Source organism: Ruegeria sp. S263 (assembly GCF_056780525.1).
On record NZ_CM165558.1, the window covers coordinates 3230362 to 3254892 of the forward strand.

Annotated in this window: 32 protein-coding genes and 1 tRNA gene; 8 read left to right on the forward strand and 25 right to left on the reverse strand. The window is 56.0% G+C overall.

All coding sequences use genetic code 11. The features are described from left to right. Window positions 1-31: 31 nt before the first annotated feature. From ACT2B1_RS15915 to ACT2B1_RS15935, 5 genes are all read right to left on the reverse strand, one after another. Window positions 32-214: a DNA gyrase inhibitor YacG gene (locus tag ACT2B1_RS15915; RefSeq protein ID WP_171211967.1), complete on the reverse strand. Its 183-nt coding sequence runs from the start codon at window positions 212-214 to the stop codon at window positions 32-34. Continuing rightward, a complete protein-coding gene (locus ACT2B1_RS15920; protein ID WP_481668144.1) occupies window positions 211-1233 on the reverse strand; it encodes a ribonuclease E/G in 1023 nt (340 codons plus the stop codon). Before ACT2B1_RS15920 ends, ACT2B1_RS15915 begins: the two co-directional genes overlap by 4 nt. After that, complete coding sequence (locus ACT2B1_RS15925; RefSeq protein WP_481668145.1) at window positions 1230-1808, reverse strand: Maf family protein; 579 nt, start codon at window positions 1806-1808, stop codon at window positions 1230-1232. Before ACT2B1_RS15925 ends, ACT2B1_RS15920 begins: the two co-directional genes overlap by 4 nt. Before the next feature lie 11 nt (window positions 1809-1819). Next, entirely contained in the window at window positions 1820-2038 is a 219-nt protein-coding gene (infA, locus tag ACT2B1_RS15930) for a translation initiation factor IF-1 (RefSeq protein WP_005978431.1), read from the reverse strand. A 90-nt stretch (window positions 2039-2128) separates the two neighbouring features. After that, entirely contained in the window at window positions 2129-3004 is an 876-nt protein-coding gene (locus ACT2B1_RS15935) for a carbon-nitrogen hydrolase family protein (protein WP_171123569.1), read from the reverse strand. A 138-nt stretch (window positions 3005-3142) separates the two neighbouring features. Between ACT2B1_RS15935 and ACT2B1_RS15940 the strand changes: the two genes are divergently transcribed. Beyond that, window positions 3143-3358, forward strand: a complete 216-nt coding sequence (locus ACT2B1_RS15940; protein ID WP_171211971.1) for a hypothetical protein — start codon at window positions 3143-3145, stop codon at window positions 3356-3358. A 15-nt stretch (window positions 3359-3373) separates the two neighbouring features. Here ACT2B1_RS15940 and ACT2B1_RS15945 read toward each other — a convergent pair whose 3' ends face one another. From ACT2B1_RS15945 to ACT2B1_RS15985, 9 genes are all read right to left on the reverse strand, one after another. Beyond that, window positions 3374-3973 carry a GNAT family N-acetyltransferase gene (locus tag ACT2B1_RS15945; protein WP_481668146.1) on the reverse strand — a complete coding sequence of 200 codons (600 nt, stop codon included), beginning with the start codon at window positions 3971-3973 and terminating at the stop codon, window positions 3374-3376. Continuing rightward, window positions 3966-4364 (reverse strand): ketosteroid isomerase-related protein, encoded by a 399-nt coding sequence (locus tag ACT2B1_RS15950; RefSeq protein WP_171241443.1) that lies wholly within the window; start codon window positions 4362-4364, stop codon window positions 3966-3968. The genes ACT2B1_RS15945 and ACT2B1_RS15950 overlap by 8 nt, the downstream gene beginning before the upstream one ends. Before the next feature lie 2 nt (window positions 4365-4366). After that, window positions 4367-4819 carry an arsenate-mycothiol transferase ArsC gene (locus tag ACT2B1_RS15955; protein ID WP_171123576.1) on the reverse strand — a complete coding sequence of 151 codons (453 nt, stop codon included), beginning with the start codon at window positions 4817-4819 and terminating at the stop codon, window positions 4367-4369. A gap of 3 nt (window positions 4820-4822) precedes the next feature. Next, the gene (locus ACT2B1_RS15960) at window positions 4823-5302 is read right to left on the reverse strand and encodes a UPF0262 family protein (RefSeq protein ID WP_481668147.1); all 480 of its coding nucleotides are present in this window, start codon (window positions 5300-5302) and stop codon (window positions 4823-4825) included. Between the two features lie 185 nt (window positions 5303-5487). After that, complete coding sequence (gene hisD, locus ACT2B1_RS15965) at window positions 5488-6789, reverse strand: histidinol dehydrogenase (RefSeq protein WP_481668148.1); 1302 nt, start codon at window positions 6787-6789, stop codon at window positions 5488-5490. A gap of 19 nt (window positions 6790-6808) precedes the next feature. Continuing rightward, on the reverse strand, window positions 6809-7414 hold the full coding sequence (locus ACT2B1_RS15970) for a GNAT family N-acetyltransferase (RefSeq protein ID WP_481668149.1): 606 nt from the start codon (window positions 7412-7414) through the stop codon (window positions 6809-6811). Continuing rightward, on the reverse strand, window positions 7359-7835 hold the full coding sequence (locus ACT2B1_RS15975) for a DUF2948 family protein (RefSeq protein ID WP_171123581.1): 477 nt from the start codon (window positions 7833-7835) through the stop codon (window positions 7359-7361). Before ACT2B1_RS15975 ends, ACT2B1_RS15970 begins: the two co-directional genes overlap by 56 nt. Further along, complete coding sequence (murA, locus tag ACT2B1_RS15980; protein ID WP_171123583.1) at window positions 7832-9100, reverse strand: UDP-N-acetylglucosamine 1-carboxyvinyltransferase; 1269 nt, start codon at window positions 9098-9100, stop codon at window positions 7832-7834. Before murA ends, ACT2B1_RS15975 begins: the two co-directional genes overlap by 4 nt. 6 nt (window positions 9101-9106) lie before the next feature. Next, window positions 9107-9262 (reverse strand): hypothetical protein, encoded by a 156-nt coding sequence (locus ACT2B1_RS15985; protein WP_171123585.1) that lies wholly within the window; start codon window positions 9260-9262, stop codon window positions 9107-9109. Between the two features lie 83 nt (window positions 9263-9345). Here ACT2B1_RS15985 and ACT2B1_RS15990 point away from each other — a divergent pair. From ACT2B1_RS15990 to ACT2B1_RS16000, 3 genes are all read left to right on the forward strand, one after another. Then, window positions 9346-9420 (forward strand) — tRNA-Thr (locus ACT2B1_RS15990). A gap of 428 nt (window positions 9421-9848) precedes the next feature. Beyond that, complete coding sequence (locus ACT2B1_RS15995; RefSeq protein WP_481668150.1) at window positions 9849-10229, forward strand: hypothetical protein; 381 nt, start codon at window positions 9849-9851, stop codon at window positions 10227-10229. Between the two features lie 663 nt (window positions 10230-10892). Next, on the forward strand, window positions 10893-11831 hold the full coding sequence (locus ACT2B1_RS16000) for a Hint domain-containing protein (protein WP_481668151.1): 939 nt from the start codon (window positions 10893-10895) through the stop codon (window positions 11829-11831). Between the two features lie 133 nt (window positions 11832-11964). On the opposite strand, the gene ACT2B1_RS16005 is transcribed toward ACT2B1_RS16000, so the two are convergent. The 5 genes from ACT2B1_RS16005 to ACT2B1_RS16025 form a co-directional block, all read right to left on the reverse strand. After that, the gene (locus ACT2B1_RS16005) at window positions 11965-12129 is read right to left on the reverse strand and encodes a hypothetical protein (RefSeq protein WP_481668152.1); all 165 of its coding nucleotides are present in this window, start codon (window positions 12127-12129) and stop codon (window positions 11965-11967) included. Window positions 12130-13054: 925 nt separating this feature from the next. Beyond that, entirely contained in the window at window positions 13055-13834 is a 780-nt protein-coding gene (locus tag ACT2B1_RS16010; RefSeq protein WP_481668153.1) for a single-stranded DNA-binding protein, read from the reverse strand. Further along, window positions 13831-14460 (reverse strand): helix-turn-helix domain-containing protein, encoded by a 630-nt coding sequence (locus tag ACT2B1_RS16015; RefSeq protein WP_481668154.1) that lies wholly within the window; start codon window positions 14458-14460, stop codon window positions 13831-13833. Before ACT2B1_RS16015 ends, ACT2B1_RS16010 begins: the two co-directional genes overlap by 4 nt. Window positions 14461-14567: 107 nt before the next feature. After that, window positions 14568-14843 (reverse strand): hypothetical protein, encoded by a 276-nt coding sequence (locus tag ACT2B1_RS16020; RefSeq protein WP_481668155.1) that lies wholly within the window; start codon window positions 14841-14843, stop codon window positions 14568-14570. Next, a complete protein-coding gene (locus ACT2B1_RS16025; RefSeq protein ID WP_481668156.1) occupies window positions 14840-15091 on the reverse strand; it encodes a helix-turn-helix domain-containing protein in 252 nt (83 codons plus the stop codon). The genes ACT2B1_RS16020 and ACT2B1_RS16025 overlap by 4 nt, the downstream gene beginning before the upstream one ends. Before the next feature lie 143 nt (window positions 15092-15234). On the opposite strand from ACT2B1_RS16025, the gene ACT2B1_RS16030 reads away from it, so the two are divergent. After that, window positions 15235-15645, forward strand: a complete 411-nt coding sequence (locus tag ACT2B1_RS16030) for a hypothetical protein (RefSeq protein WP_481668157.1) — start codon at window positions 15235-15237, stop codon at window positions 15643-15645. A 29-nt stretch (window positions 15646-15674) separates the two neighbouring features. Here the strand turns inward: ACT2B1_RS16030 and ACT2B1_RS16035 are convergent, their stop codons facing one another. The 4 genes from ACT2B1_RS16035 to ACT2B1_RS16050 form a co-directional block, all read right to left on the reverse strand. Next, complete coding sequence (locus ACT2B1_RS16035) at window positions 15675-16307, reverse strand: hypothetical protein (RefSeq protein ID WP_481668158.1); 633 nt, start codon at window positions 16305-16307, stop codon at window positions 15675-15677. Beyond that, window positions 16304-17509, reverse strand: a complete 1206-nt coding sequence (locus ACT2B1_RS16040) for a tyrosine-type recombinase/integrase (protein WP_481668159.1) — start codon at window positions 17507-17509, stop codon at window positions 16304-16306. The genes ACT2B1_RS16035 and ACT2B1_RS16040 overlap by 4 nt, the downstream gene beginning before the upstream one ends. Window positions 17510-17867: 358 nt before the next feature. After that, window positions 17868-18110 carry a hypothetical protein gene (locus ACT2B1_RS16045; protein ID WP_171123612.1) on the reverse strand — a complete coding sequence of 81 codons (243 nt, stop codon included), beginning with the start codon at window positions 18108-18110 and terminating at the stop codon, window positions 17868-17870. A gap of 669 nt (window positions 18111-18779) precedes the next feature. After that, window positions 18780-19247, reverse strand: coding sequence for a cupin domain-containing protein (locus tag ACT2B1_RS16050; protein ID WP_171241452.1), 468 nt, complete (start codon window positions 19245-19247; stop codon window positions 18780-18782). A gap of 86 nt (window positions 19248-19333) precedes the next feature. On the opposite strand from ACT2B1_RS16050, the gene ACT2B1_RS16055 reads away from it, so the two are divergent. Both ACT2B1_RS16055 and ACT2B1_RS16060 read left to right on the forward strand, forming a co-directional pair. Next, on the forward strand, window positions 19334-19912 hold the full coding sequence (locus ACT2B1_RS16055; RefSeq protein WP_171123616.1) for a TetR/AcrR family transcriptional regulator: 579 nt from the start codon (window positions 19334-19336) through the stop codon (window positions 19910-19912). A 149-nt stretch (window positions 19913-20061) separates the two neighbouring features. Continuing rightward, window positions 20062-21720: a pentapeptide repeat-containing protein gene (locus ACT2B1_RS16060; protein WP_481668160.1), complete on the forward strand. Its 1659-nt coding sequence runs from the start codon at window positions 20062-20064 to the stop codon at window positions 21718-21720. A 104-nt stretch (window positions 21721-21824) separates the two neighbouring features. Here the strand turns inward: ACT2B1_RS16060 and ACT2B1_RS16065 are convergent, their stop codons facing one another. Beyond that, window positions 21825-22331, reverse strand: coding sequence for a hypothetical protein (locus tag ACT2B1_RS16065; RefSeq protein WP_171126205.1), 507 nt, complete (start codon window positions 22329-22331; stop codon window positions 21825-21827). Between the two features lie 412 nt (window positions 22332-22743). Continuing rightward, window positions 22744-23694: a GlxA family transcriptional regulator gene (locus ACT2B1_RS16070; RefSeq protein ID WP_481668161.1), complete on the reverse strand. Its 951-nt coding sequence runs from the start codon at window positions 23692-23694 to the stop codon at window positions 22744-22746. 123 nt (window positions 23695-23817) lie between these two features. Here ACT2B1_RS16070 and ACT2B1_RS16075 point away from each other — a divergent pair, with 123 nt between their 5' ends. Next, on the forward strand, window positions 23818-24525 hold the full coding sequence (locus ACT2B1_RS16075) for a GntR family transcriptional regulator (RefSeq protein WP_171241453.1): 708 nt from the start codon (window positions 23818-23820) through the stop codon (window positions 24523-24525). Window positions 24526-24531: the final 6 nt, after the last annotated feature.

Here is a 24531-nt window from a genome sequence, read left to right on the forward strand (position 1 = left end):
TGGCAGTGTCCAGAGCCTTTTTCACATTTTTTCAATGTGGGCGGTGCGGCCCTTCTTCTTCCGGCGATAAGTCCGTTTCGACATCCTCTTCGCGCTGGGACGGAACGGAATATGACCCATTTAGCCACTTGGCCAAGTCGATGTCGGCGCAGCGTTTTGAACAGAAGGGGCGAAACTTCGTAACGGTGTCATCTCCGCAGATGGGACAGCTCATTTCAGAACCTCCGAAAGCGGGAATCGGGCTCGTTTGCGCTGTAGCTCAAAATGCCCAAGAGGTGTCCAGCCGGCCATTGTTGTCTCGATCGGGTCAGCCTTCAAAGCAGCGCGCAAGGCGGATTCAAAGCCACGGCGATCTTTCTTTGGCATAGGGGCCAGATCCACGGTGATTTGCCCGCCCAGGCCGCGCACGCGCAATGCGCGGGCCAACGCCTTGGCGCAAGAGAAGTTGGCTTTAGTTCCCGCCGCCAGCGACGTGTCGGCACCAGTATTCACATCTACAGCGATCAAGGCGCGGGTGGGCTGGATATAGAGATGACCGCCCCCCGGCAATGGCTCAGATACCCCGCAGGCAACATCCAAAGCGTCAAGCACCCCGTGCGTATCGAAGCCACCGGCCTGCGTTACAACCTCGGCTGGATCAGTCCAGTCGCGCCATGCAAGAACATGCGGCCCATCGCCTTCCAACAGAAGTTCAGGCTCGGTCCCCGGATCATTGATAACCTGATCCGCATGAGCCAACATCGCGTTGATGTCCTCGGCGATCTCACCCGCGTCTTCCCCGGCGCAGCACGACCGCAGAATCAATCCGTAGGAACTGCCATCCATACACTCATGCGCAATTTCCAGGAGACGGTCACGCTCATCCTCGTCCCGGATGGAACGCGAGATGTTCAGACCCGGCGCGTCGGGCGTCACGATCGCATAACGGCTTTTGAACAGCACCCGATCAGTGACCGGCAACGCCTTGCCCGGCTCGGCATAGCCGCTTACCTGAACCAGCATCAGGGCACCGGGCGACAAACCTTTGACCTGACGCAGAAAAGCAGGCCCATCCGGCGTTGTCAGGAACATGCCACCCTGCCCCTTGACCGGACGGTCTGCGCGGGCGCGATAGATTGTTCCGGGCGCGGGCGCATCCCCAGCAATCAGGAAATCGTCAAGTTTTCCGTCAACCATCAATGCCGCAGCTTCGCGGTCGTCGATGTGGTCCAGTACGATGGTGCGGCCTTTCATGATGCCTCACGATATAGCGGGTATCCGATGCCTTGCAGCAGAGCAGCGGTTTCAGACAGGGGCAAGCCGACGATACCGGTGAAGGAACCGGAAATCCACGGGATGAATGCGCCAGCGGGGCCTTGGATTGCGTAGGCACCTGCCTTGCCCTGCCAATCGCCAGTCGCCAGATAGGCGTTGATCTCAACGTCAGAAAGGCGTTTGACCTTGACCTGAGACACCACATCGCGCTGCAGCACACGCTCGCCACGCCGAACCGCGACCGAGGTGATGACACGATGGCGCCTGCCTGACAAAGCGTGAAGAAACTCGGCCGCCTGCCCAGCGTCCTCGGGCTTGCCCAATATCCGGCGACCCAGTGCGACCGTGGTATCGGCGCAAAGGGTGATATCATCGCTATCGGCCTGAACCGCCTGCACTTTTGCCCGCGTGATGCGGTTGCAATATGAGACGGGCAATTCGCCCTTCAGGGGCGCTTCGTCGATATCGGGGGCGCGAATGGCATCGGGCTGCACGCCAAGCCGGGCCAGCAGGTCCAGCCGCCTTGGGCTGCCCGATCCTAAGATAAACGCCATTGGGTTGGGCGTTACTTGAAGCGGTAGTTGATCCGACCCTTGGTCAGATCATAGGGGGTCATCTCGACCTGAACCTTGTCGCCGGCCAGAACACGGATGCGGTTCTTGCGCATCTTGCCTGCCGTATGTGCGATGATCTCATGGCCGTTTTCCAGCTCGACCCGAAACGTCGCATTAGGCAGGAGTTCCTTCACGACACCGGGAAATTCGAGCGTATCTTCCTTGGCCATGTTGTCTCCACATTTACGTTGCACTCGCAGAATCTACGAGGATGTGCGCCTAAATGAGCCTATTTTGGGCTTATTTCAAGGCCGGAATCGCTAAAGTCGGGATAATGTGACGGATTCGACTCGGGTGGTCTGCTCGTCCCAATGGCTGCGGTTCAGCACGCGTCCGTCCGCACGAACCGTCGCGATAGCGCCAAGGTCGATTTCCGCGAAGGTCCAGCCGGGCTGATTAAGCGCGCCTTCCGCCAGCACGCCAGTTGCGGGGAATCCCTTGTCAGGCGGCCCGAAAATACCGCCGGTGCCGGTGTTCATATCCACAGCCTCGGACCAGTCATTGCTTCGCACCAGGGAGGCCATCACTGTAACGCATTGATTTTCCAATGCTCTGGACATCGCGCCAATCCGCACGCGCCAATAGCCGGACAATGCCTCGGTGCAGGACGGTACAAGGATCAAGTCTGCCTCGCTCAGCGCGCGGCCCAGCAAAGGGAACTCGCTGTCGTAACAGATCAGCACGCCGATCTTGCCCAGCGCAGTGTCGAACAGTTTTAGCGGGCCGCCGGGGGCGATGTCCCACTGCTCGCGCTCGAACCGGGTCATGATCTGTTTGTCCTGATGATCCTGTCCGCCATCCGGCGCATAAAGCTCAGCCCGATTCACTGGGCGCCCCGGCCCGCCCACAACCGGGGCCGATGCCCCCAGAATATAAACCTTGTACTCACGGGCCAGTCGCTGATGCAGGGTGTGCACGTCTTCCATCCGGTCGGAAACTGCGTGGATCGACCGCTCCAAATTGCCGGCTACCTCTGCCCCGTCCAGCGTCGACAATTCCATCGCGCCGTATTCGGGAAAGACCAGCAGTTCGGCCCCTTGCCTAACCGCATCGCTGACCCAGCGATCCAACTTGTCCTCATACTGTGCCCAACTGTCGAGCCAGTCGAGGTCATAGGCGGCGGTTGCGACTTTCATCTGAGGGATCCTTCGGTTCTGGATTGGTGCAACACTAAGTCAGGAGCGCGCGATCTGTATACACCCCGACGCGACCCGACAGGAAAGTGAATTGGCAAAAAGGCCGCGACTTGGTTCAATAGGGACAAGAGGACCCCCATGCAAAACCCTGAAAGCTTCGAAAAGTTCTACTTCGCCAAAGTTGGCATGGGCGAGGCCTGTGGCTGCGCCGAACGCGTCATCGACGTATTCGAGTTCAATCGAAAAGGCGGGGCGCAAACTAAGTCCGAAGTTCAACAGGAAAAGCCCAGACGCCGGTCTTTTCGAGGGTGGGCGGTGAAATATGGTCTTCTCAGCCGCAGACAGACCCGTTGATACCTGACAGCGAAGCTACGCGTTCAGATCCCTGATCCAGAATTGCAACGGTTTCTTTGTCTCGGCCTCTTCGCTTATATCCTTCCACGAAAACTGCGCAACTACACCGGGCAGAGGCTCATACCCGCGCGCGCGCCAGAACGCGTCCAGCGGGCGGTAATTATCGGGCCGCATCGGATGATCCACCGGGCGTTGCACCGCGCAGAAGGCACATTTCTTGAATCCCAGTTCACGGGCATGCGCCTCGCGTAGATCGAAGAACTTGTGGCCAACACCCTGCCCCCGATAGTCCGACAGCAAAACGGATTCCGCACAGTAGAAGATTTGCGACAGGTCCAGACCTGCGCCCTCAAAAGCCGCTGCGAAATCGTCGGAATGATCAGTCAGAGGGGCACCGGTGGATGCGCCGATCAGCCGATTACTATCAAAGGCACCTACAACGATGGACTTGTCGCTATCACGGTAGGATTGCAGGTATTTCCGTTCGTAATCCAGATCGCCGTCATAAAGGTAAGGCCACGCCCGAAACACTTCGATCCGCAAGCGCGCGACATCGTCCAGAGCGGCCTCCAACGCCGCTCCGGTCAGGGGGCGGACGGCTGTAACCTCAGCCATTCGAGACCTGTTTGGTCCAATCAGCGAGGTTGTAGAAGGTCGTAACGCGGGTAATTTTTCCGCTCTTTAGATCAAAGAACGAGCCCGCAGGAAGGCGATAGGTCTGCCCATGCGCTTCGGGCAAGCCTTCATCAGTTTCCAGATAGGTGCCGTTCACGGTGAATTCGGCCGCCGCGCGGGTGCCGCCTTCGGCGTCGAACACCACGATGTCGGTCAGGTTCTCGCGGTAGCAGCGATTCATATGGGCGCAAAAGGCTGCGAACTGTTCTTTGCCAACCCGAATTTGGCCTTCGTTCACATGGTGGGCCACATCGTCGGACAGGCACGCCAACATGCCCTCCACATCACCTGCGTTGAAGGCGTTGAAGTAGGTTTTGACGGTCTCGTTCATGATCACTCCGTAGGCTCGCCCCAGCGGTCTTTCAGATGCTTGATGATCTGATCGCGGGTCTGTCGGTAGTGATGTAGCTTTTCTTCGCGGTTCTCGCCCAGTCCAGTAGGGTCCATTATTGGCCAATAATCGACATCCAGATGAAAAATCCGGGTTAAGTCCAGCGCCCGGCGCTGGCTGGCGGGCGACAGCGCGACGATCAGGTCAAACGAGCTGAGGTCGTCGCCCCATTCCTGCATCTCATCAAACGAGCGTGAACGATGGCGGGACAGTTCAACACCGATTTCCTGGCACACTGCAATGCAGAACCCGTCGATTTCCAAGTCATTGTGAACACCGGCGGACTGGACATATGTGCCGGTGCCATAGAATTTTTTCATGATACCTTCGGCCATGGGTGACCGAACCGAATTATGGTCGCAACAGAACAGGATGGACTGCGGCAGAGGCGTCACCCGTCACCCCCCGAAATGCAGCACGCAGATCAGCGTGAACAAGCGGCGGGCGGTGTCGGTATCGACTTCGGCTTTACCTTCCAGCCGCTCCTGCAGGACCCGGCTGCCCTCGTTATGGATGCCGCGCCGGGCCATGTCGATGGTTTCGATTTGGCTGGGCGGCAGAGACTTCACCGCATCAAAATAACTTTCGCAAATCTGGAAGTAATCCTTCACCACCTGCTTGAACGGCCCCAGCGAAAGATGGAATTCGGCCGCTTTCTCCTCGACCTCGGTCGCGATGTCGAACACCAGCCGTTTGTCGCGGATCGACAACTGCACATGGTAGGGACCGTCTGGCACAACCCTGTCCCCGCGTTTGGGCAGGACAAACGAGTTGTCTTCCAACAGATCATAGATCGCGACCTTGCGCTCCTGCTCGATCTCAGGGGTCGGCGGAGGCAGATTGCGGTCATCCAGTTCGATATGCGAAATGCGGGTCATGTGTGTGCAGTCCGTTCAGGTCGGATCAGGCTTATCGCAACAGAAATAATTGGACAACGCGGGAATGGATCAAATCGACGGCTCCGCTGGGTCAATTTGCTCTTTTGTAGCAATGGGTCGGCGAACATACCGGGATGCCAGTGGGTCAGATGCGTGTCGGGTTCCAACTTTGGGCCGCCAAGCTTTCACTCGTTCAGCCGTTTGAGCCGTGCCGTGACGGACAGACCATGTGCCTCAAGGCTTTCTGACTGGGCCAGTTGCTCGGCCGCGGGGCCAATTTCGCGCAATGCCTCGGGCGTCATCTGGCTAAGGGTGGTCCGCTTGAGGAATTCCATAACGCTAAGGCCCGACGAAAAGCGCGCTGACCGCGCCGTGGGCAGCACGTGGTTGGGGCCGCCGACATAATCTCCGATCGCTTCGGGGGTGTATTGCCCAAGAAAGATAGCACCTGCATGGACCGTTTTTTCACTAAGCGCGACTGGATCAGACACGCACAGCTCTAGATGCTCGGGTGCGATTCGGTTGGACAACTCCGCCGCCTCATCCAGATCGCGCACTGTTATGATCGCCCCGAAATCACGCCAACTGGCACCGGCGATCGCGCTCCGCTGCAGCGTTTCAAGCCGTTTCGCCACGGCCTTTGCTACGTCCTGCCCAAACGAAGCATCGTTCGTGATCAGGATCGACTGCGCGCTTTCGTCGTGCTCGGCCTGACTCAGCAAGTCCAGTGCAATCCAATCCGGGTCGTTATCCTTGTCGGCAATCACCAAAATCTCAGAGGGCCCAGCGATCATGTCGATGCCGACCTTGCCGAAGACACGACGCTTTGCGGCGGCGACAAAGGCGTTGCCCGGTCCGGTAATCTTGTCGACCGGAGCAATCGTGCCCGTGCCATAGGCCAACGCCGCGATCGCCTGTGCTCCGCCAATGCGGTAAATCTCATCCACACCCGAAAGTTGCGCCGCCAGCAAAACCAGCGGGTTCACTTGACCGTCCGGCGTCGGCACGGCAATCGCCAGCCGCTCAACTCCTGCCACCTTTGCCGGAATGGCATTCATCAACACAGAGGACGGGTACGAGGCCAAACCACCCGGCACATACAAGCCAGCCGCCGATACAGCAGACCAGCGCCAGCCCAATGTCGCACCGGTTTCGTCAACCCATTGATCACCAGACGGCATCTGCCGTTCATGATATGCCCGAATTCGGTTTGCAGCTAATTCCAAGGCGGCGCGATCATCGGGCGTGACCTGTGCCACGGCTTCGGAAATTTCAGCCGCTGAAAAAGCCAATGTATCGGGCGTTAAATCAAGCCGGTCAAATTTTGCGGTCAGTTCTATGACTGCCGCGTCACCACGGGTGCGCACATCTTCAATAATCTGTGCCACAACGGCGTCAACGTCGGGGCTATCCTCGCGCTTGGCGGACAACAGCGCCTTGAACGCCGGTTCGAATTCGCGCGAGGTCGTATCTAGAAAGACGGGCATATGTGCACTCCGGGGCGTTTCACCGGGACATATCGCCCGGATGGGCTGGCCTCAACCCTTCAGCAGCAGGGTGCAGCGATTTGCGCATCGGATAATGCGGCATACCAAGCCAGTTTGTCGGCGCGCCTACATCTAACCACCCATAGCGACGATAGAACGCGCGGGCAGTTGTCGTGGCATTCAGATGCGCCGTCGTGCATCCCTGCCCGGCCAGTTCATGCTCCAATCGGATCAGCAGCGCCAACCCGATCCCGCGCCGCACATAAGCAGGATCGACGTAAAGTAGCGAGAGTTCCGCCCCGTGGCGCACCCCACCGACACCAGCGACGACGCCATCTACCTCGGCCAGCCAGAGGGTCGCCCCCGACTGTATCCATCGCCTTATGGTCTGAGGATCCTTGTTACCCGTCCACGCCGCCAGCAGAGCGGCGTCTTTATGGTGGTCACCAGCGCAAAGATAGGTGATCGACCGGGTCAGAACCCGGCTAATCTGAAACACGTCAAACACGGTCGCGCGACGCAGCTCCAGACCCGTGGATGGCCCAGAGAACGCCTGCGCTATGCCGCGCTTATTCCGGATGGTGCGGGGCCTGCCCGGATGGAGCCTGATACGGTCGGGTGACATCCTTCAGGGTGGCGTCCAGCGCCTCGACCGTCAGGCGAATTGCGCCATCTCCGGCCAAGGTTAGCAAGACCTGACCTGCACCATCCTCTGCGGCCTCGAAATCGACCGACAACAGTGACATGACCATGTCCTTGTCGCTGCGGTCGATACCCTGGCTGGCAACCGAAAGGACCGAGTCAAAGACCAACACCGACTGCACCCGCTCGAATGGCCGATCGCGAAGGGTAGCAGCCTCCTTGTCTTCCCACCGAAAACGATTGAGCAGCAGGCCAAAACGACGTTGCGACGGGCGCCACGTCATCTCGGTGATCGGAAACACCGCGTCCTGAGTGAGCGTCGAGATCACCTGTAGGTCGTCAGGGTCCTGCGCGCCCAGGTTCAGAGGGGCCTCGCGACCGTCGTGGAAACTTGCATCAGTCATTGGTTCTTGATCCGTTCAATCTTGGCACCCACGCCTTCGAGCTTGCGCACCACATGTTCATATCCGCGATCCAGATGATAGACCCGGCTGACCGTCGTTTCACCTTCTGCCGCCAATCCCGCCAAAATCAGCGATACCGACGCACGCAGATCCGTCGCCATGACGGGCGCGCCTTTTAACCGCTCGACCCCTGTCACGGTGGCCGTGCCGCCATGCACTTCGATGTCGGCCCCCATACGCACCAGTTCGGGTGCGTGCATGAACCGGTTTTCAAAGATACGCTCTTCTAGAACAGATGTCCCCTCGGCCGTACACATCAATGCCATCATCTGCGCCTGCAGGTCCGTCGGAAAACCCGGGAATGGTTCGGTGACCACATCAACTGCGCTGACGCGACCGTTCTTGCGTGCGACTTTCAAACCCTTATCGGTTTCGGTGACATTCACACCTGCGGCATCCAGTTTCGCCGCGAAGCTTTCGACCAGAGACATACGGCCACCCAGCAATTCGACCTCACCTCCGCACATGGCCGGAGCCAGCATATAGGTGCCCAGTTCAATCCGGTCGGTCACAACCTGATGGGTCGCGCCGTGCAAACGGTCGACGCCCTGAATTTCGATGGTCGACGTGCCCTCACCGGCGATCTGCGCGCCCATCTTGCGCAGGCATTCCACCAGATCGACAATCTCGGGTTCGCGCGCTGCGTTTTTCAGAACCGTGGTGCCCTTGGCCAATGTCGCTGCCATCACAATGTTTTCGGTCGCACCGACGGATGCAAAACGCATCTCATGCACAGCGCCCTTCAGCCCACCTGAAGCCTTGGCATGTAGATAACCGTCTTTCAACTCGATCTCGGCGCCCAGCGCCTCAAGCCCTTCGACGTGCAAGTCCATTGGTCGCGCACCGATCGCGCAACCGCCGGGAAGCGAGACCACAGCCTCACCAAACCGCGCCAGCAGCGGGCCTAGCACCAGATTCGAAGCCCGCATCTTGCGCACGATCTCATAATCGGCCGTATGGCTCGTCAGGTCATGGCTGGACATTGCCAGCACTTGCCCGTCCTGCAGCGCCGACACCTCGGCGCCCAGCGATTGCAACAGGGCGGTCATGGTCTTGATGTCACTCAGCCGCGGCGCATTGGTAAGCGTCAGCGGTTCATCGCTTAGCAACGTGGCGGGCATCAGGGTCAGGCACGCATTCTTGGCCCCCGCAATCGGTATCTGACCGTTCAGCGGCCCGTTGCCCGTCACCAGAATCGAATCCATCTGCTCTTATCCCTCGTCCTTGCCGGCCTTGTCCCCAGATGTCGCACGCGCCTTGGCCTGCGCCTTGCGCCGCGCCATATTCGCCTTAAGCGCGGCCTTCAGCCGTTCCTCGCGTGCGTCACCGGGTTTACCGTGTTTTTTAGGTGTATTTCTATCTGCCATAGTCTTTCTCTACAGGAGGCGAAAAAAACCGTCCAGACACCCTTGCGCACCGTTTCGTTTGAGTCTAATCACCCGCCCACAGCGCTGCTGTAGCTCAGAGGTAGAGCACTCCCTTGGTAAGGGAGAGGTCGAGAGTTCAATTCTCTCCAGCAGCACCATCTTTTCAATTAGTTACCGCTCTGCAATCCAAATGAGATGTCCACCCGTGGCTCACATGTGGCGCACGTTGAAGTTATTTTGCGTGGTTGCAACACCCCATCAGTACCGTTTGGAGCACAGCTGAAACTCTAATCATCCACTACTCAGCTCGACAGGCAGTGCAGCTCGTAATCTTGAACTGTGGTTGGTGTATGGCGCGAGTATTGCAGCCGGCCATCCGTACAGGACGACTGGAGGGTAATTTTCGAGTGGCTTACCGAGCACGGTGTCAAACCACCTGATCATGCCTTACCGACAGAGCCAGAACTACGCGGGCCGGTCGGTCATGCATAAAACCCGCGTCGCCTACCCCGCGCTGAGACGAGACTTTTTCCTCGGTAAAGAAAACCATGTCATACCTTCCATGTATTCTTGAGAGGGGCACAAAATGTTAACGAATTTTCGCGCAATTATAGAAGTTGCTGAACGACTGATTGTAATAGCCGCCGCAGCTATTGCGGTGTTCCCGCTTTACCAATGGTATAGCGAGGCAGAGGATCGAAGACTTGATAGAGTAACGGGGTTCATATCCGCAGGCGCAGAGTGTCAAAACTTTACTGATCACGCAGAACTGGTGAAGTTGATCGAATACGAAACGCAGGTTCCGCAGAAAAGAAATACAATTTGGTACAGACTGAACATGGCAAACATGTGCAGCGAATTGCTCGACAGTTTGTGGGACGAGTTTGGAGGCGGTGACATGGATGCTTATCTCAATAAGGCGCTGTCTTGGGGCACGGACAAGGACTTCGGACAAAGTTTGAAGTAAGAACGCCAAGATTTGAAAGTTACGTACAACTCGGGCCATTTTTTCTGGCTCGGTAGAGCTGGCTTGAGAAAAAGCACCCCGCCCAAAGGCAGGGTGAAGTTGGTCCAAAAAACCGGGTGTCTCGGGGAAGAGACGTAAAACAATACGAAGCAACATGAGCCGTGGATCAGATTGCGTGTGGGTGTTTGCATCCTTTCTGGCGCTGACTTGTCGAAAGCTGGATTTCAAAAAGAGGCTGCACCCCGCACGAAGGCGAGGTGCAGTCACTCATGAGACGATCCCGGCTGGGTGTTCGGGATCATACATATTACGGCAAGTGTTTAATATTGGATCAGATTGCCCGTACCGCAGTTCAGAGGCTGCGAACCAAAGTACGGGCATTGTCCGGTCGAAAAAAACAGACGATACGATATACGGCTTAAAGTCGTTGGCGGATGATAATCGCAATGGGCGAGTGAACACTACGTCAAGCCCAATCGCCGCCCAATTGAACGAGTTGCGGACCGTGCTGGACGCCAGGACATTTCAGCGATCTTGGAGATTGCGAAAAAGTAAAACGGCGCAACCAGTACACCGGAGGTTTAGCCATTAGAAAACTTGATCTAATGATAAAATCGGGGAAAACTAGGTTAATGGTCCTTCGACTTTGGGAAAATAGTGGATATGGCTTCCTTAGATTTCACGTCTTCCTTTATATACGAAGAGGCGGGTTTTAGCGCGAACTACAAACAGGGTTCAACTGATCCAACAGACGGAGTTCTTTCCGACGATGGCTCAAACAATACCTTTGAGTTTGGTGAGCAATTGTTTGAAAACGGGAGTCCAATCGGAACATTTAATGGTACATTCACTGTCGGTAGTAGCACTTGGATAGTGGTTGAAACCGTTCCGAGCACGGGTCCTAACACTGGGCAATGGAAAGTTTATACTCCGGAAGGAGTGGTAGACATTCCGCCAGGAACTATCAATGAAGGCGACCTTGACAGGGGAGATTATATTGTACCGTGCTTTGTCGCTGGTACGCTCATCCAAACAGACGTTAACAAACGGCCAATTGAGGAATTAAATCCTGGAGATTTGGTTCTCACAGCGGACCACGGACTCCAACCAATTCGGTGGATAGGTTCGCGAAAACTCGACGCTATTGATCTAGCCTTGAATCCGAAACTACTTCCAATATGCATCTCTCAAGGAGCATTGGGCAATAACGTGCCGTCGAGAGACCTGTTTGTTTCCCCGCAACATCGAATGGTAATTAGCGGGTGGCAGGAAGAATTACTTTTCGGCGATCATTGTTTTTTGGCGGCGGCAAAACACTTGGTGAACGGTGATACGATTTACAAATGCAGTATTACTGAAGTGAAATACTATCACATACTATTCGACCAACACGAGATCATTGTAGCCGAAGATGCGCTCTCAGAGAGTTTTCATCCAGGGGATTATGTTGTCGATGGAATGGCAGAAGAAACCCGCAATGAGATTTTTGAAATATTTCCCGACTTACGAAACAATGTTGGAAAATTTGGTCAAACAAGTCGGCCTACTCTTAAACGATTTGAATGCATGCTACTCCAAGCCACAAAGAGTCGGCTGCACTAAGGCATAGAAAGCCTAGTTTTCCACAAGCAACAGTTTTAGATTTTTAGCCGTTTTGGTATAGAATTTTTGCGGCAAACGGCTTGTGCTAGAACGACCTTTGAACACAACTGCGTTTTCAGTTAGGCACCATTGTTCAGCTTTGCTTCCTTGGAACGCCCAATTCGTTTCGCAATTGGCCTAATGCGACCCACAATACTACGCGCGGATGCATCTTATCATCTTTTGTGTCGGGCAAAGAATTGACCATTGCATCAATTCGACACAACAGGTCTTCAATCTTTTGTTTATCAAAATCCATTTTTGTTTTCCTCAAGAAGTATAATTTTCATACGGCTGGAACCAGTCTGACTTTGATGTTGATGGGATCGCGCTTTTTCTTATCTTTTTCGGAGCAGCAATAGTATTTTTTCTGGGCCGGTGGACCGTTCAATGGATGGTCCGACAGTTGCCTACTCTGGCGCGCCACTTCTCGAACCAACATAGGTCTGCACGAGAAAATCCGTAGCTATTCGAACTTAATTGATAGAATTCAAGGGCTCTATGAGAATTGCTGCGTTCTATGGCAGTTTCCTAGGATTTTCTGCCAATTTCGACTTTCTTTGCTATAGCTTTGTTCTTCGACTATATACCGTCACGGTTTCGGCGTTATGGTTATGCTATTTCCAAACGTTTACATATGTTTATGTGGTATTTTGTTGCGCAAGTTACCCCACGCCGATATCGGGGATGAGATTGGCGTGGGGTTGCAGGATAGCCCAAGCGGTAAATTAACCTGGTTTCCTCCACTCAGACAGAAACTACTTGAGCTCACTACGAAATTTGACGCTATACGAACTTAAGAACCAAACATGAGTCCAGTTTACATCTTTTTTAGCGCCACCACTGATTTGCACGTTTACTGCTGTCGCCACGCCCTGCTTCTGCAACTCCCACTGCAATAGCGAGCAGTGCGTTTGGCCAACGGAAACAACGCCTCCCCACATTCCGCGCAAATTCGTGTACCGGTGGGCAGTGGTTGTCCTTCACGTTGGACACGTAACAAACGACAGTGTTCCTCAAATGCCGCATCGTGTTTCGCCTGCGTCTTGCGCCAACGGCACTCAGCACTGCGGCAGGCGTCAAAACAATACCGGCGCGATGACCGTCGGGCCAAAACTACAGTGCCGCAACAGCGGCACGTGATTAGCCGTTGCGGGGATGAGATAAACTGCAGCGGCAACGTTCTATTCCTGTCGGCCTGAGCTCCCCAAACCCCACGGCCTCCCATCCACGACGCCGCTTCCTCTGCCAACCGCACTTTGCGTGGTTTGTTGCTGTTTCTCGGCTTTGCGCTTGATACGATAACGTTCCCGATTGGCCCGCACATTTTCGGCAGTATCCAGAATTGCGATGTCCTGCACGCTGCGCACGCTCAGGTATGAATTGCCCTCTTGGGTTTCCAGAGACAGAGCCCCCGATACCGTGACCGGAACGCCCTGTACCAGATGTTCCGCCAGCACCTGAGCGCGTTTGCCCCAGAGGCTGCACCCGACAATCTGTGCGTCATCGCCCCGGCCAGCCAATATACGGAAATTGCACACGTCGGAATTGCCCGCCTTGGTGAGTTTCGCGCCCTTCGATACGCGTCCTGAAATTGTGATGCTCAGCATGTTGTCTGTTCCTCCGTTTGACGTTGCGCTGCGTTTTTTTCTCCCCGCCCAAACACGCAGCCGTTCTGCCCGTGGCAGCGTCGTATCGGCCTGTGGTGAGCTTGGGGGATACAGGGGCGATGTTGCGCCCGTGGGTTCTGTTGCGTCAGTGCTGAGACAGCACAGCTGGTGCGGATGGCGTTGCGCATCATCAGCCGCCGACCGGACAGCTGACATGTCGCGCAGGGCAATCCACACGTCCTGCGTTTCCCCAGCATCAGCGCAAACGCCGCCACAGGGACAGACGCCAAGGATGGAAGCGCAGCGGGTGCCACATGACGGGCGCAGCGCTGGAATGACCGGAGAGCGCGTCACTCTGACCACCAGGGGACAGGATCCCAAGCAGCGCCGGAGAGGTTGATTTCGTCCGCGCGCGTGGCGTCAGTTGCGGCGCCGTTGGCCGCGTCGTTTTGTGCGCTGGGCGTGGGTATTATTATCTTGTCTGCATTTTGCGGACACAGGTCGGGGGTAGGTGTCTGCTTTTTGCAGTCAGGGGTGTCTGCATTTTGCGGACACCCCCTGTCCCCATCCAACGCATCATCAGCCCCGCTATCTGGTGCTTCTTGCGCGTCAGGCGGGGTGTCATCCAGCACCTCCGAATATCCCGGATTGAGTAACCACCGGGACATTTCCCCATCTGGCGCGATGTTTTCAATTGCCCGCCCGCGCTGCAGTTCGTTCAGCGCGCGTTCCACGGATGATTTGCTGCACCCCAAGTTACGCTGGATGTATCGCACCGATGCGGCAATTCCGTGCTTGCCATGGCCTCGCCACCACCGGCCCACCAGATACAGCAACACCATCCGCGCGCTAGGAGTCAGCGCCGGGTTTGCTCCCAGCACGGCATATGCCCACTGGCGCGCTTGCTTGTGATTATTGATGCGCACCTGACCTGATTTCAGGTCAGCGCCCCCGTTGTCACTGCGTGTTGATACCGTCATAGTACGCCCACCGCGTTTCGACGTGGTTTCGTCTGCACTGTGATGCAGAGTTTGGCGTGCGGGTGAGGGTTCATCGCCTCACCCGATTTCCCATCTCGCAACATCGCTCAGCCCTCCTGCGCCCTGGTCAGGGCGGTCAGCAGATCCATGCCGCGATACTTGCGGCGCATGTTCGGGTGTAGGCGCGTGGGTTTCGGTCCATTCGGCTGACGCGCCCACAAGGCAACCGAGCGCTTGGACACGCCCAGCGCCGTGGCTGTCTCATCGTCGGAATACATCGCATCTGGATGCAGACAGAGCGGCCAACTCGGGAAACGCAACTTGGCGCGCAGCTCTGCGTTTTCAGCCTGCAGCTGCGCAATCTGATCGGCAGCGTCAGTCATGCCGCGCCCTCAGTCCGGCGGCTGTCCAGAAACGCCAGAATATCCGCGCCCCGATACCTTGGCGGCATACCGGGATAAAGCCGTGTCACAGCTGGCCCCCGGCCCTCACTGCGCCACCTCTCCAGCGTGCGAGTGCTGACGCTCAGGATGCGCGCCACCTGGCCACTGTCGTAGAGTACGTCCGCTTCGATTTGCCCGCCGGATACGGCCAACGCGGGTTGAATAATTTGAGCGAAATCTTCGCGCATGTTTGGTTGCCTCTTCACTGAGTTGCGACATGCGGAAAAAAATACACACGTCAGCTACCGGTTTGGATGGAGGCAAAACGATTGTTTGAGAAAGGCCGCGTCACGTTTATCGCTAGTAGTGGAAAAACTCAGGAGAAAATAAGATGCGTCATTGGGTTTATGCAGGGATAGCTTTGTCCATGTTCGCAACAGCTACTTCCGCAGAGAACTGCGTGTTCGCGCCGTATCAGGTTTGGGTCGGTACTATACCGGTTCTGTTTGAAGAAAACTCTTCAGGAGGACAGCTTACGTTCACAACTTCGTATTTAGGTGAACCGATAGTAATTGAATTGGACCGAACAGTATTAACCGTTGAAAGCACAGGCAAAAAAATATCTAGCTTTACCGGAACGGAAACCGTTGGTTCTGGTTCGCTAACCAATGAGATTTTCCTGGCGATAGGCAACTTCGCACCTGGGAACAAAAATATGAACCTGTCCGTAACCACGACTGTTATCATTGAAGGCTTCAACCCGGATGAGAGCGTTATCGGTGGGCCTTTGATTTGCCGCTAATTTTAGTTAGCCGTTAGCACTTTAAGTGGTCACACTTCCTCAATTGCTTTCGCCACTGCCGCCAGTAACACCCGACGCACCAATTCAACAGCATCCGGTTTTAGCTCGGTCTTTTGGTAGCCACTGGACAGTGCGTCCCTTATGATCTCCACGTCCTTCGCTGGTGCCGCCTCTGCAATATCGCCGTGTGCTTTTTCTATGTACTGATTTGGCAACCAATCGTTTTCCCACCGCGTAATCTGGCGCGTTGCAGCAATGTAAGGCGTACTGCGCAGGATACTGCTAACCGCCTGCCGTGCAGGCTGTTTCGCCATGCCGCCCGCGCTGGCCAGAAACTGTACGCAGGCTATGGCGTGGCAGCGGACAAACCGCACATCAGCCGCAATCGCCGGTTGTCCACCTTCCCGCGTTCGTGCGGCTATGGCGTCGTTTAGCAAACCCTCTCGCATACGCACTAGTGAACCCAACAGGGCGGTTTGACGTATTTCCGGTGCTAACGCCTCCACCGCTGCCAAGACCGCTGTAAGTGCGCCCATCCGGGTTTCCGGTTCGGTTTCGTTCACGCGTGCGACGTCTAAATCGTGCCATAGTTTCGCAATCACGGCTGTTGCAGCCTCTGCGTCGATGTGTTCGGGCGGGGTTGGGGTTAGTACCGGCTTCATGACACCACCTTCACAATGTGCGTTTCCCATAGCGCCTGGGCCTCAACCCGCTGCGCCCACAGGTTCGCCGCCGAATAACGCCCCAGCAAATCAGGGCGGGCGTGACCAATCATCAACTCACAAACCCGTTCCGGTACACCCAAATCTTCCAAACCTGTGCGGTATGTTCTGCGCAGCGCGTGAAACCCAAACCCCGATATGCCCAGCGCCACGCGCAGAGGTTTCAGCAGCTGGGTAAACCCGCTGATGCGCTTGCCATGCCGACCCGGAAACACAAGATCACATCCGGCCAGCCGCTCCTGCGCATCCACAAGGGACAGCGATGATGTACCCAGAGGCACACGCACAGCCTCACCCATCTTGTGCAAGGCAGCCGGGATATTCCAAACGTCACTGGATATGTCCGCGTGCGTCATCCAGGCTGTTTCGCTGCGCCTCTGTCCGGTCAACAACATGAACCGCAGCAGATCGCGATGCACAGGGTTTGTCAGTTGGCCTGTCGCGATCCAGAAACCACGAATTTCCTCTGGCGTGGTCAGCGTCACCTTGGGGCGCGTGTTGAGTTTCTGGTTGCGCGTTTCCCGGTCCCTGCGATACCCGGCAAGCACGTTTGCGCGCAGATACCCAGCGTTTGCGCCCCAGGTCAGCAGACCGGACAAGCACTTGCGCAAATAGTCACTTTGCTGCCCGCCTGCCTCAATCGCATCCATCACGCCCACGATCTGCGCCCGCGTCAGATCCTCCGCTGGGCGGTTGAGGTATCGCTTTAGGTTACGCTGCAGGCAGGAAACCACATCGTTGCGCTTTACGACGCCACGCTGCGCCAAGCGTTCAGTGTATGCTTCAATCAGCTGAGACAGGCTGAGCGCGTCGGGTTTGTCCGTTGGGTCTATGCCCTGCCGCATCTCAGCCAGCAGCCGCAGCGCCTCATCGCGCGCCGTGGCCAGCGTGACCGCATCAACCGACCCTATCCGCACGTTGCGGGCAATAGCCCTCCGGCCAGAGCCAACACGCCCCTTCACATAGTAGGACGCCGACCCGCCGGGCTGCACGCGGACAATTAAGCCCGGTGCCTGCGCATCCCGCACATCATAGGGCTTAGCGCGCGGTTTGAGCCTGGCCACGCGCTGAGCTGTGAGCTTGATCGGTTCGGCGGGTTTGGGCTTCAGGCGCACCACGGGCGTGGGCTGTCTGTCTGTCATTGTTTCCGTCTCATCATCGTTTGGCGTGTGGCGCACATATGGCGCACTATAGTGAGGGCTTGTGGCGACCTCAGTCAGCAGAATAGGCTGCATACGCTTGTAATTGAAGGGGTTCCTGGGGCTGTGGCGGGCGCTGTCTATTCCCACCTGTCCCTTGGTAAGGGAGAGGTCGAGAGTTCAATTCTCTCCAGCAGCACCATCAAGCCCCCAAATTTTTTTGTTTGAAAATTCGGTCGAACACTGGATTAGCAAACTGAATTCGCCGGTATTGGGCACCCGTGTGTGAAACGCTGTTTATCGATAGGTTTTGCCGCCTCCTGCATCCAGCTTTGGTCGCAATTGGTCAGCCCCGTTTGGGTTATTCCGTAAAATGTGCTTCGAAATGCAGAACCAGGTGCTTTGGCTTTTGACTGTTGCCCTGTTCTTTCACGTCGTCGCGCGCCTCGCGCATTAGGCGCAGGACAGTCTCAAGGTCATCGCTTTCTGATTTCATCAACCCGTAGGCGTGCAGGATTTTTCCCGCAGGCTCATGTTCTCCGGCCATCGCCAATTCCGTGGCGCATTGCCAAGATCGGTTTTTGACCATGTCGGAATACCTCATCGGCGTTCGGTTCCTTACTTAGTCGTTCCGGGCCTCCGTCCACCGCTGGCACATCGTCGCCAGTTACGACCCACATTGGTGTACCGGTTTGTCATTCGGGTCTAATTGTTCGGTTAGCGAGACCGTATCATATTCAACAGATACAACATATCCGCTGTACAGTCTGCACAAACCCCGTTCTGGACCTTTTCGGACAACCAATCGGTTTCCAGCCATATTGGGACATCTGCGCAATCTTTGCATTCAGCATATCCAAGGTGGGCTCCTCAATCAGTCTTTCGATATTCGCCATACGTCTATCTCCATTCCAATCACCCAAATGATGTGGAAGGAGGCAGTTCACGCAGCATGTTGCAAAGCGCCAATGACATTCGCATTGCGGCCAAATGGGTTTCCAAGTCTGAATGTGGTTACAGTCGGGGGGGCATCACAGCCTCCGCGAGTGCTTGGTGTTTTGGCTATGCGCCGCACCCCCTGATCCCGCCGCAACCCCCTCGGTTGACGTGGCAACCATACGATACAGCAGGACTGCCGCGCATATGGCAAGCGCCCTGCGGGTCTACGTATGAATCCCTGCCAGAAACATGTGTCTAAGCGCCAAAAGGCTTTGCATCTAACGGGTAAGACAAGGCAAATCTCTGTTGCCTTGTCAGGCGCAGTTGAAAGGGATCAGGCGTCAGCAGGTGCCAGGATCGTCATACCGGCGCTTGTTGCGACAGCCATGATCGCCGGTATGTCAGGGGGCGCGTCCATAACCGGAATCTCGGTTGTTCCGTCGGGCATGGCTTCGCCAGCCTGGGTAAAAAACGTGTCATGCATGGCGCCCGGAGAATTGACGCAAAGCAGCCGACCGGGTTGGGCGCTAGTACAAGTAAATGCGTGAACCGCGCCATCTGGCACTTTTACAAAATCACCGCCTGAGACCTTGATGGTCTCACCGTCCACAAGAAACTCAAACTCCCCGTCCAGCACGAAGAAACTTTCGTCTTCACCCGCATGATGATTAGGCGGCGCGCCAGCACCCGGGGCGGTCTTGATCTCGACAATCGTATAGCGATCCCCGGTCTCTGCCGGAAAGGCGTGAAAGGTCAAAAGATTACCAAGCAGGTGATAAATGCGTGGACGAGATTCAGTCATCGGGCGACTCCCTTTACTTCAATCTTCATGTCATTATGATACACATATCTACTTATGAGACAAGTGTATCATAAAAGGACCTGAACTTGGCAACACGGACAAATCAGAAAAACCGAACGCGCGAGGCACTTTTGTCGGCGGCGCGTGCGCTCATGTCCGAGGGCACCGAAGTAACCCTGGCGAAAGTGGCCGAACACGCGCAGATCAGCCGCGCCACGGTTTACAGGTATTTCTCCGATCCCGGGGTGCTGGCTCTGGATGCCACATTGGACATGGAGGTCAGGCCGACTTCAGACTTGCTTGAGGGGATATCGGACGTTCGGCGGCGTGTTCATGCGGTGGCGCGGTATTACCTTGAATTCTCGCGCACGCATGAGGCGTATTTTCGCCAATTTTTGTCAGAATCCTTCAAAGCATCGCTTCAGGACGGAACCGTAAAGATGCGGGGGGCCAGACGCGTTGCCGCCTTTGCTGAGGCTCTTACCCCTGTTCGGTCTGCTCTGGGCCCTTCAAAGTTCGAAGATCTTGCAAACCGGCTTTCCATGACAACCGGAATGGAACAATTCATCATTCTCGAAGACATTTTGCGCGTGGACCAGCCGACCGGTGACCGGCTTCAAGAGGGGTTGGTCGATGCCCTGCTGGACAGATATCTTCCGACCTAGCAGTGCATCAAATACTTATTTCACTGTCACAGGCTGGTGTTAGTCCCAGCGCGTTTTCGGCGAAATTTTCAGAGTTTCCGAAAATGTGGCATAACTCACCAAAGCACGTGTCTCAGTAAACTATTGTTTCCGAAGGACGAGAGCGACGGATGGGTACGAAACGGCCACCCCAAACGACCAAATGTCCGAATTGCGGTCAGCTTACGGATATAGCGTCCGGAACCTGTTCGTCTTGCGGTGCTCCGCTCAGTGCGAATTGGTCGGGGTTTCAGGGGCGCACGCTGTGGGATGTCCTAAACCTTTTGATCGTGCCTTTTGTTCTGGCGGTGGGTGGGTTCTGGCTGAACGATATTTCGGTCAAACGTCAGAACGAAATTCAGCAGCAAGAAACACTTCGGCAACGCGAAAGGGATGAAAGCCGATTGCAGACCAACGCGCTGCAGGCGTATTTCGATGCGATCGGCGAGCTTCAGTTGGAACAGTCCTTGGGAAAAGTCTGGGTCCGACCGGCGGTATTGGCGATCGCAAGAACCAAGACGCAGACCATCATGCGGGAAATCAACCGCGAACGGCAGGGTCTGGTTGTTCAGTTTCTGAAAGATGCCAACCTCATTGTTCACAGGCAGCCGGCAACAGTCGTCCCGTTCTATCAAAACAATGACTGTACGCCGCAATCGACGACGACAGTTGATAATCGCGCGTTTCTTTCCTTGGAGGATACCAAGCTGATCGGGGTGTCCCTAGCCAACGCGGATCTGCAAGCCGTCGAACTGACCGACGTGGACATGCGCGAAGCCGATCTGCGCAATGCCAACCTGTCCTCGGCCATTTTGGTCAACTCGGATCTACGGGGGGCCAACCTTAGTTCCGCGAACCTGATCGGCGCAGAAATGACAGGCGCCTATCTGGTGAATACCCAATTGCGTGGTGCAGGGCTGACCGGTGCAATCCTGAGGTGTTCCTTTCTGAGAGGGGCCAATCTGGAGGCCGCAGACTTGCGCCGCGCGAATTTCAGGGGTTCGTCCATGGAAGGCGCTAATTTCTGGGCCGCCGATATCCGAAACGCAGACTTGTCAGAAACATTTTTGCGCAAAGCAGACTTCAAGGCGGCATTTCTGGATGGCGCCGATTTCAACTGGGCTGATCTGCAAGGGGCGCTGCTGGATGACTCTTACCTGATCGGGACTTCGTTTCTGGGCACCGATCTCAGTGGCGCGGATCTGACCAATGCCAGCTTTATCGAGGAAGTCCACGACCCCGAGCACGCTCAGAAAGAGGAAACCCTGAAAAAGAACTTTGAAGTCGCCCAGAAAGCGCTGCAAAACGCGATCCTGTGCGACACGATCATGCCTGACGGTTCACTTGAAAGCCGCGACTGCAATCCAGACTCAGGCTTGGAGACGGCTGCCCCGATGACAATGCAACCCATCGAAGACGTTGAGCGGATCGTCGGCACGTATTTTGTGGAGGGGTATTTCGACGGTTATTTCGATAACGCGACAAACACCTATGTTGAAGAACAGTGCTGCTACAACGGAATCCTCTCGATTCAGGCCGAGGAAGACCTGAAGAACTATGCACGCCTGCACTGGACGATTATTTCCGACGACCAAAACCAACAACGGGCTGAAGGTGTCGGCCAAGTTACTGACACCGGAGAACTATACTTCATCTTTTCCTTGGGTGCCTTCAAGGGCGACGGCCTGACATCCGCGGTCGAGGCCGACATGCTGTCAGCCAGGTTCCGCTTTTTGTTCAATGGCGGCTTTGGAGGCGAAACCTGGGGTCTGTTAGAAGCCCGGGAGTAGGATGTTGATTACTCAACCCTGCCCGGCGCTTCTGTAGCGCAAACCGCCCGATTGTTAGTGAGGGTTCCAGCCTGCGTAAGCGGGGCCACTTGCCGCCGGTGGCGTCAGTTCAATCGCTTGGACGCAGCCAGCGCACCCGCCAGGGCATTCTCGATCTCACCGGGAAATTCGCGACCTTTTTCATGCAAACCTGCAGCGACCCAGCCAACCGTATGACCTCTGGCACCGATGTCGTTCGCCCGACCCAATGTCAAAGAGGTGCGTTCCGTGCGAACAAGCGCCATCGATTCCTCGATTTCGCTTTCCGTCAGCACCATGCTGACGGCGCTGTAGATATCCATAGATACCTGCAACGTCTGATGCTCCAACCGATGCACTGACTCTGAAAGCATGCGCGTGCAAAAGGCTGAAAGAAAATACCACCGGAAAATGGAGAACACGCGTTTCTGGAACTCACCTGTCAAACCCGCACCGAAAGAGGCAGCGCGTGCAATCTGTTCAAACGCTGCTTCTGCCGCCGAGGATGCCTGACAGATCTGATGTTCGCGCATTTTTGTAGGAACACCGCACGATGCTGAACTCACTGCAGCGTCTTGTGTTTCAAAATTCATTTTAGCCCTCCGGTAAAAACCCTTGATGAGGACATGGGAAACTCAAAGTTCATTCTAATGTTTTTTTCTGCCTTATTTCGCTGTAATCCCTCGATTTCTGGCAATTACAAAAATGACACAAATGGGCGTTTAACGCAAACATATCCGCTCTGAGTTTGTTTTCGCCGTGACGCGGCTCGCCCCAAGCACCGGCTGAACCGTGCAACAAAATCAGGCGTTCCCGCGCAAAATGCCCTCAAAACGGACATGATCTGGTACCAGTTATGCCTATTTCACCGCCTATACCAGTTCAATCCCGCGGATTTGTTTACCAGTAAGACTTTAACGAGGGGGTACGAGCGGGACTAAGGGGGGTGAGCGCCTGCCCAGCCCGACTCGCCCAAGGGCAGAGCAGCTCCCCCATCATAGCGACTTAATCGATCTTGCTTTTTTGCGCATGCGGGGTGACGCCGAAACTCGACCGATACACCCTTGAGAAATGGCCCGGGCTTTCGAACCCGCAAGCCATCGCCACCTCGGTGACCGACGCTTCGGTTTGCAACAGCAATTTCTGCGCCCGCTCCAGACGTAACTCCATAAAATATTTCTTGGGGGACGTATTCAGGTATTTTCCAAACAGTCGCTCAAGTTGCCGGGTCGAAATGCCAAGGTCTTCGGCAATCTGAGACGGAGACATGGGGGCCTCTATGCAGTCTCGCATGATGTGGATGGCTTTCGCCAAATGCGCATTACGCATCCCGTTTCTGGATTGCAACGAAACGCGTTGTTTTGCGGTGGCATTGCGCACGGCGTTGTAAACCATCTGGTCAGCCACCGCGATGGCCAGTTCCTCGCCGTGGTCGCGCTCAATCAGGTGCAACATCAGGTCGGCTGTGGCCGTACCGCCGGACGCGGTAATGTGCTTTTCATCTGCCAAAAAAACGCTACGGACAAGGTTTACTTCGGGAAAGGCCTCCATAAAGGCGTCGTGGTATTCCCAATGAATTGCCGCCTGCATTCCATCCAGAAAACCGGCCTCGGCCAGCAGCCATGCGCCCGAACATAAGGCACCGATCGCCGTTCCCCGCGCCCGTTCGCGGCGTAGGGTCGCCAGCAAAGGGCGGGTGACGTGGTTGCGCATATGGATGCCGGACAACACAAAAAGCTGGTCGGTCTTCGGCAGATCGTCCAGCCCGCCATGCACTAATGTCACCAGTTCATTGGAACAGACCGCGCGTTCACCATCCTCTGAAACCAGCGTCCAGTCATAAAGCTGTTCCTCACTGACGAGATTTGCGATCCGCAGCGGCTCGACCGCGCATGAAAAGGCAAGGTGCGAAAACTCTTCGATCAGGATGAAAGTGATGTGCCGGGTTTGGCGCATGGGGTGATCCGTCTAGTTGGGCGTGTTTCATGCTGCACGATTCTTTTGTGTATACAATTTGTATTTTTTTCGAATACAGAAGGGAAGACCCAACACGAATCGTGTTTGACTGGGGGAAACCGGATGAAAGACGACGCCAAATCTCGCAAAGCGGAGCTGACCGAACATCTGAAGGTCGGAATTCTAACCCTGCGCTTGCAGCCCGGCACTGATCTGGACGAGGCGCATCTGTCCGATGCGTTCGGCCTGTCCCGCACGCCTCTGCGCGAGGTGTTCCGACAACTTGCAGGTGAAGGATATCTGGATCTGCGCACAAACCGATCTGCGCGGGTGTCCGAGATGTCATATACCACCCTGCGCGACTTCTTTCTGGCCGCACCGATGGTTTACGGGGCCATTCTGCGACTAGCGGCGCAGAACGCGACAAGGGCACAGATCGACGCGCTGAAAGATGCGCAGCAGGCGTTCAAGGCGGCCTTGCGCGCTGGGTCCGCCGAAGACCGCGCCCTGGCCAATAACCGTTTCCACGACGTGACCGGAGAGATGTCGGGCAATGTCTATCTGTTGCCCTCGTTCAACCGCCTGCTGATAGATCACGCCCGGATCGGGATGACGTTCTATCGCCCTCAAACCACCAAGATGACCGAAAACCTGTCTGAAGCCAGTCGCCAGCACGACGCCATCATCGCCGCCATCGAGGCGGGCGATGAGGCGGCGGCTGCACAGTTGGCCGAGGACCACTGGAACCTGTCACGCGATCAGATCGAACTGTTCGTGATGCCCGACGCGTTGGATGTGCCCATGGGCGCGCCCCTGTCGAAACCTGCATGAGGATGC

Bases quoted from the DNA above. Each gene is read 5' to 3' on its own strand.
- ACT2B1_RS15915 (WP_171211967.1), bottom strand. From the start codon at position 214: ATGAGCTGTCCCATCTGCGGAGATGACACCGTTACGAAGTTTCGCCCC.
- ACT2B1_RS15920 (WP_481668144.1), bottom strand. From the start codon at position 1,233: ATGAAAGGCCGCACCATCGTACTGGACCACATCGACGACCGCGAAGCT.
- ACT2B1_RS15925 (WP_481668145.1), bottom strand. From the start codon at position 1,808: ATGGCGTTTATCTTAGGATCGGGCAGCCCAAGGCGGCTGGACCTGCTG.
- infA (WP_005978431.1), bottom strand. From the start codon at position 2,038: ATGGCCAAGGAAGATACGCTCGAATTTCCCGGTGTCGTGAAGGAACTC.
- ACT2B1_RS15935 (WP_171123569.1), bottom strand. From the start codon at position 3,004: ATGAAAGTCGCAACCGCCGCCTATGACCTCGACTGGCTCGACAGTTGG.
- ACT2B1_RS15940 (WP_171211971.1), top strand. From the start codon at position 3,143: ATGCAAAACCCTGAAAGCTTCGAAAAGTTCTACTTCGCCAAAGTTGGC.
- ACT2B1_RS15945 (WP_481668146.1), bottom strand. From the start codon at position 3,973: ATGGCTGAGGTTACAGCCGTCCGCCCCCTGACCGGAGCGGCGTTGGAG.
- ACT2B1_RS15950 (WP_171241443.1), bottom strand. From the start codon at position 4,364: ATGAACGAGACCGTCAAAACCTACTTCAACGCCTTCAACGCAGGTGAT.
- ACT2B1_RS15960 (WP_481668147.1), bottom strand. From the start codon at position 5,302: ATGACCCGCATTTCGCATATCGAACTGGATGACCGCAATCTGCCTCCG.
- hisD (WP_481668148.1), bottom strand. From the start codon at position 6,789: ATGCCCGTCTTTCTAGATACGACCTCGCGCGAATTCGAACCGGCGTTC.
- ACT2B1_RS15970 (WP_481668149.1), bottom strand. From the start codon at position 7,414: ATGTCACCCGACCGTATCAGGCTCCATCCGGGCAGGCCCCGCACCATC.
- ACT2B1_RS15975 (WP_171123581.1), bottom strand. From the start codon at position 7,835: ATGACTGATGCAAGTTTCCACGACGGTCGCGAGGCCCCTCTGAACCTG.
- murA (WP_171123583.1), bottom strand. From the start codon at position 9,100: ATGGATTCGATTCTGGTGACGGGCAACGGGCCGCTGAACGGTCAGATA.
- ACT2B1_RS15985 (WP_171123585.1), bottom strand. From the start codon at position 9,262: ATGGCAGATAGAAATACACCTAAAAAACACGGTAAACCCGGTGACGCA.
- ACT2B1_RS15995 (WP_481668150.1), top strand. From the start codon at position 9,849: ATGTTAACGAATTTTCGCGCAATTATAGAAGTTGCTGAACGACTGATT.
- ACT2B1_RS16000 (WP_481668151.1), top strand. From the start codon at position 10,893: ATGGCTTCCTTAGATTTCACGTCTTCCTTTATATACGAAGAGGCGGGT.
- ACT2B1_RS16005 (WP_481668152.1), bottom strand. From the start codon at position 12,129: ATGGATTTTGATAAACAAAAGATTGAAGACCTGTTGTGTCGAATTGAT.
- ACT2B1_RS16015 (WP_481668154.1), bottom strand. From the start codon at position 14,460: ATGACGGTATCAACACGCAGTGACAACGGGGGCGCTGACCTGAAATCA.
- ACT2B1_RS16020 (WP_481668155.1), bottom strand. From the start codon at position 14,843: ATGACTGACGCTGCCGATCAGATTGCGCAGCTGCAGGCTGAAAACGCA.
- ACT2B1_RS16025 (WP_481668156.1), bottom strand. From the start codon at position 15,091: ATGCGCGAAGATTTCGCTCAAATTATTCAACCCGCGTTGGCCGTATCC.
- ACT2B1_RS16030 (WP_481668157.1), top strand. From the start codon at position 15,235: ATGCGTCATTGGGTTTATGCAGGGATAGCTTTGTCCATGTTCGCAACA.
- ACT2B1_RS16035 (WP_481668158.1), bottom strand. From the start codon at position 16,307: ATGAAGCCGGTACTAACCCCAACCCCGCCCGAACACATCGACGCAGAG.
- ACT2B1_RS16040 (WP_481668159.1), bottom strand. From the start codon at position 17,509: ATGACAGACAGACAGCCCACGCCCGTGGTGCGCCTGAAGCCCAAACCC.
- ACT2B1_RS16045 (WP_171123612.1), bottom strand. From the start codon at position 18,110: ATGAGGTATTCCGACATGGTCAAAAACCGATCTTGGCAATGCGCCACG.
- ACT2B1_RS16050 (WP_171241452.1), bottom strand. From the start codon at position 19,247: ATGACTGAATCTCGTCCACGCATTTATCACCTGCTTGGTAATCTTTTG.
- ACT2B1_RS16060 (WP_481668160.1), top strand. From the start codon at position 20,062: ATGGGTACGAAACGGCCACCCCAAACGACCAAATGTCCGAATTGCGGT.
- ACT2B1_RS16065 (WP_171126205.1), bottom strand. From the start codon at position 22,331: ATGAATTTTGAAACACAAGACGCTGCAGTGAGTTCAGCATCGTGCGGT.
- ACT2B1_RS16070 (WP_481668161.1), bottom strand. From the start codon at position 23,694: ATGCGCCAAACCCGGCACATCACTTTCATCCTGATCGAAGAGTTTTCG.
- ACT2B1_RS16075 (WP_171241453.1), top strand. From the start codon at position 23,818: ATGAAAGACGACGCCAAATCTCGCAAAGCGGAGCTGACCGAACATCTG.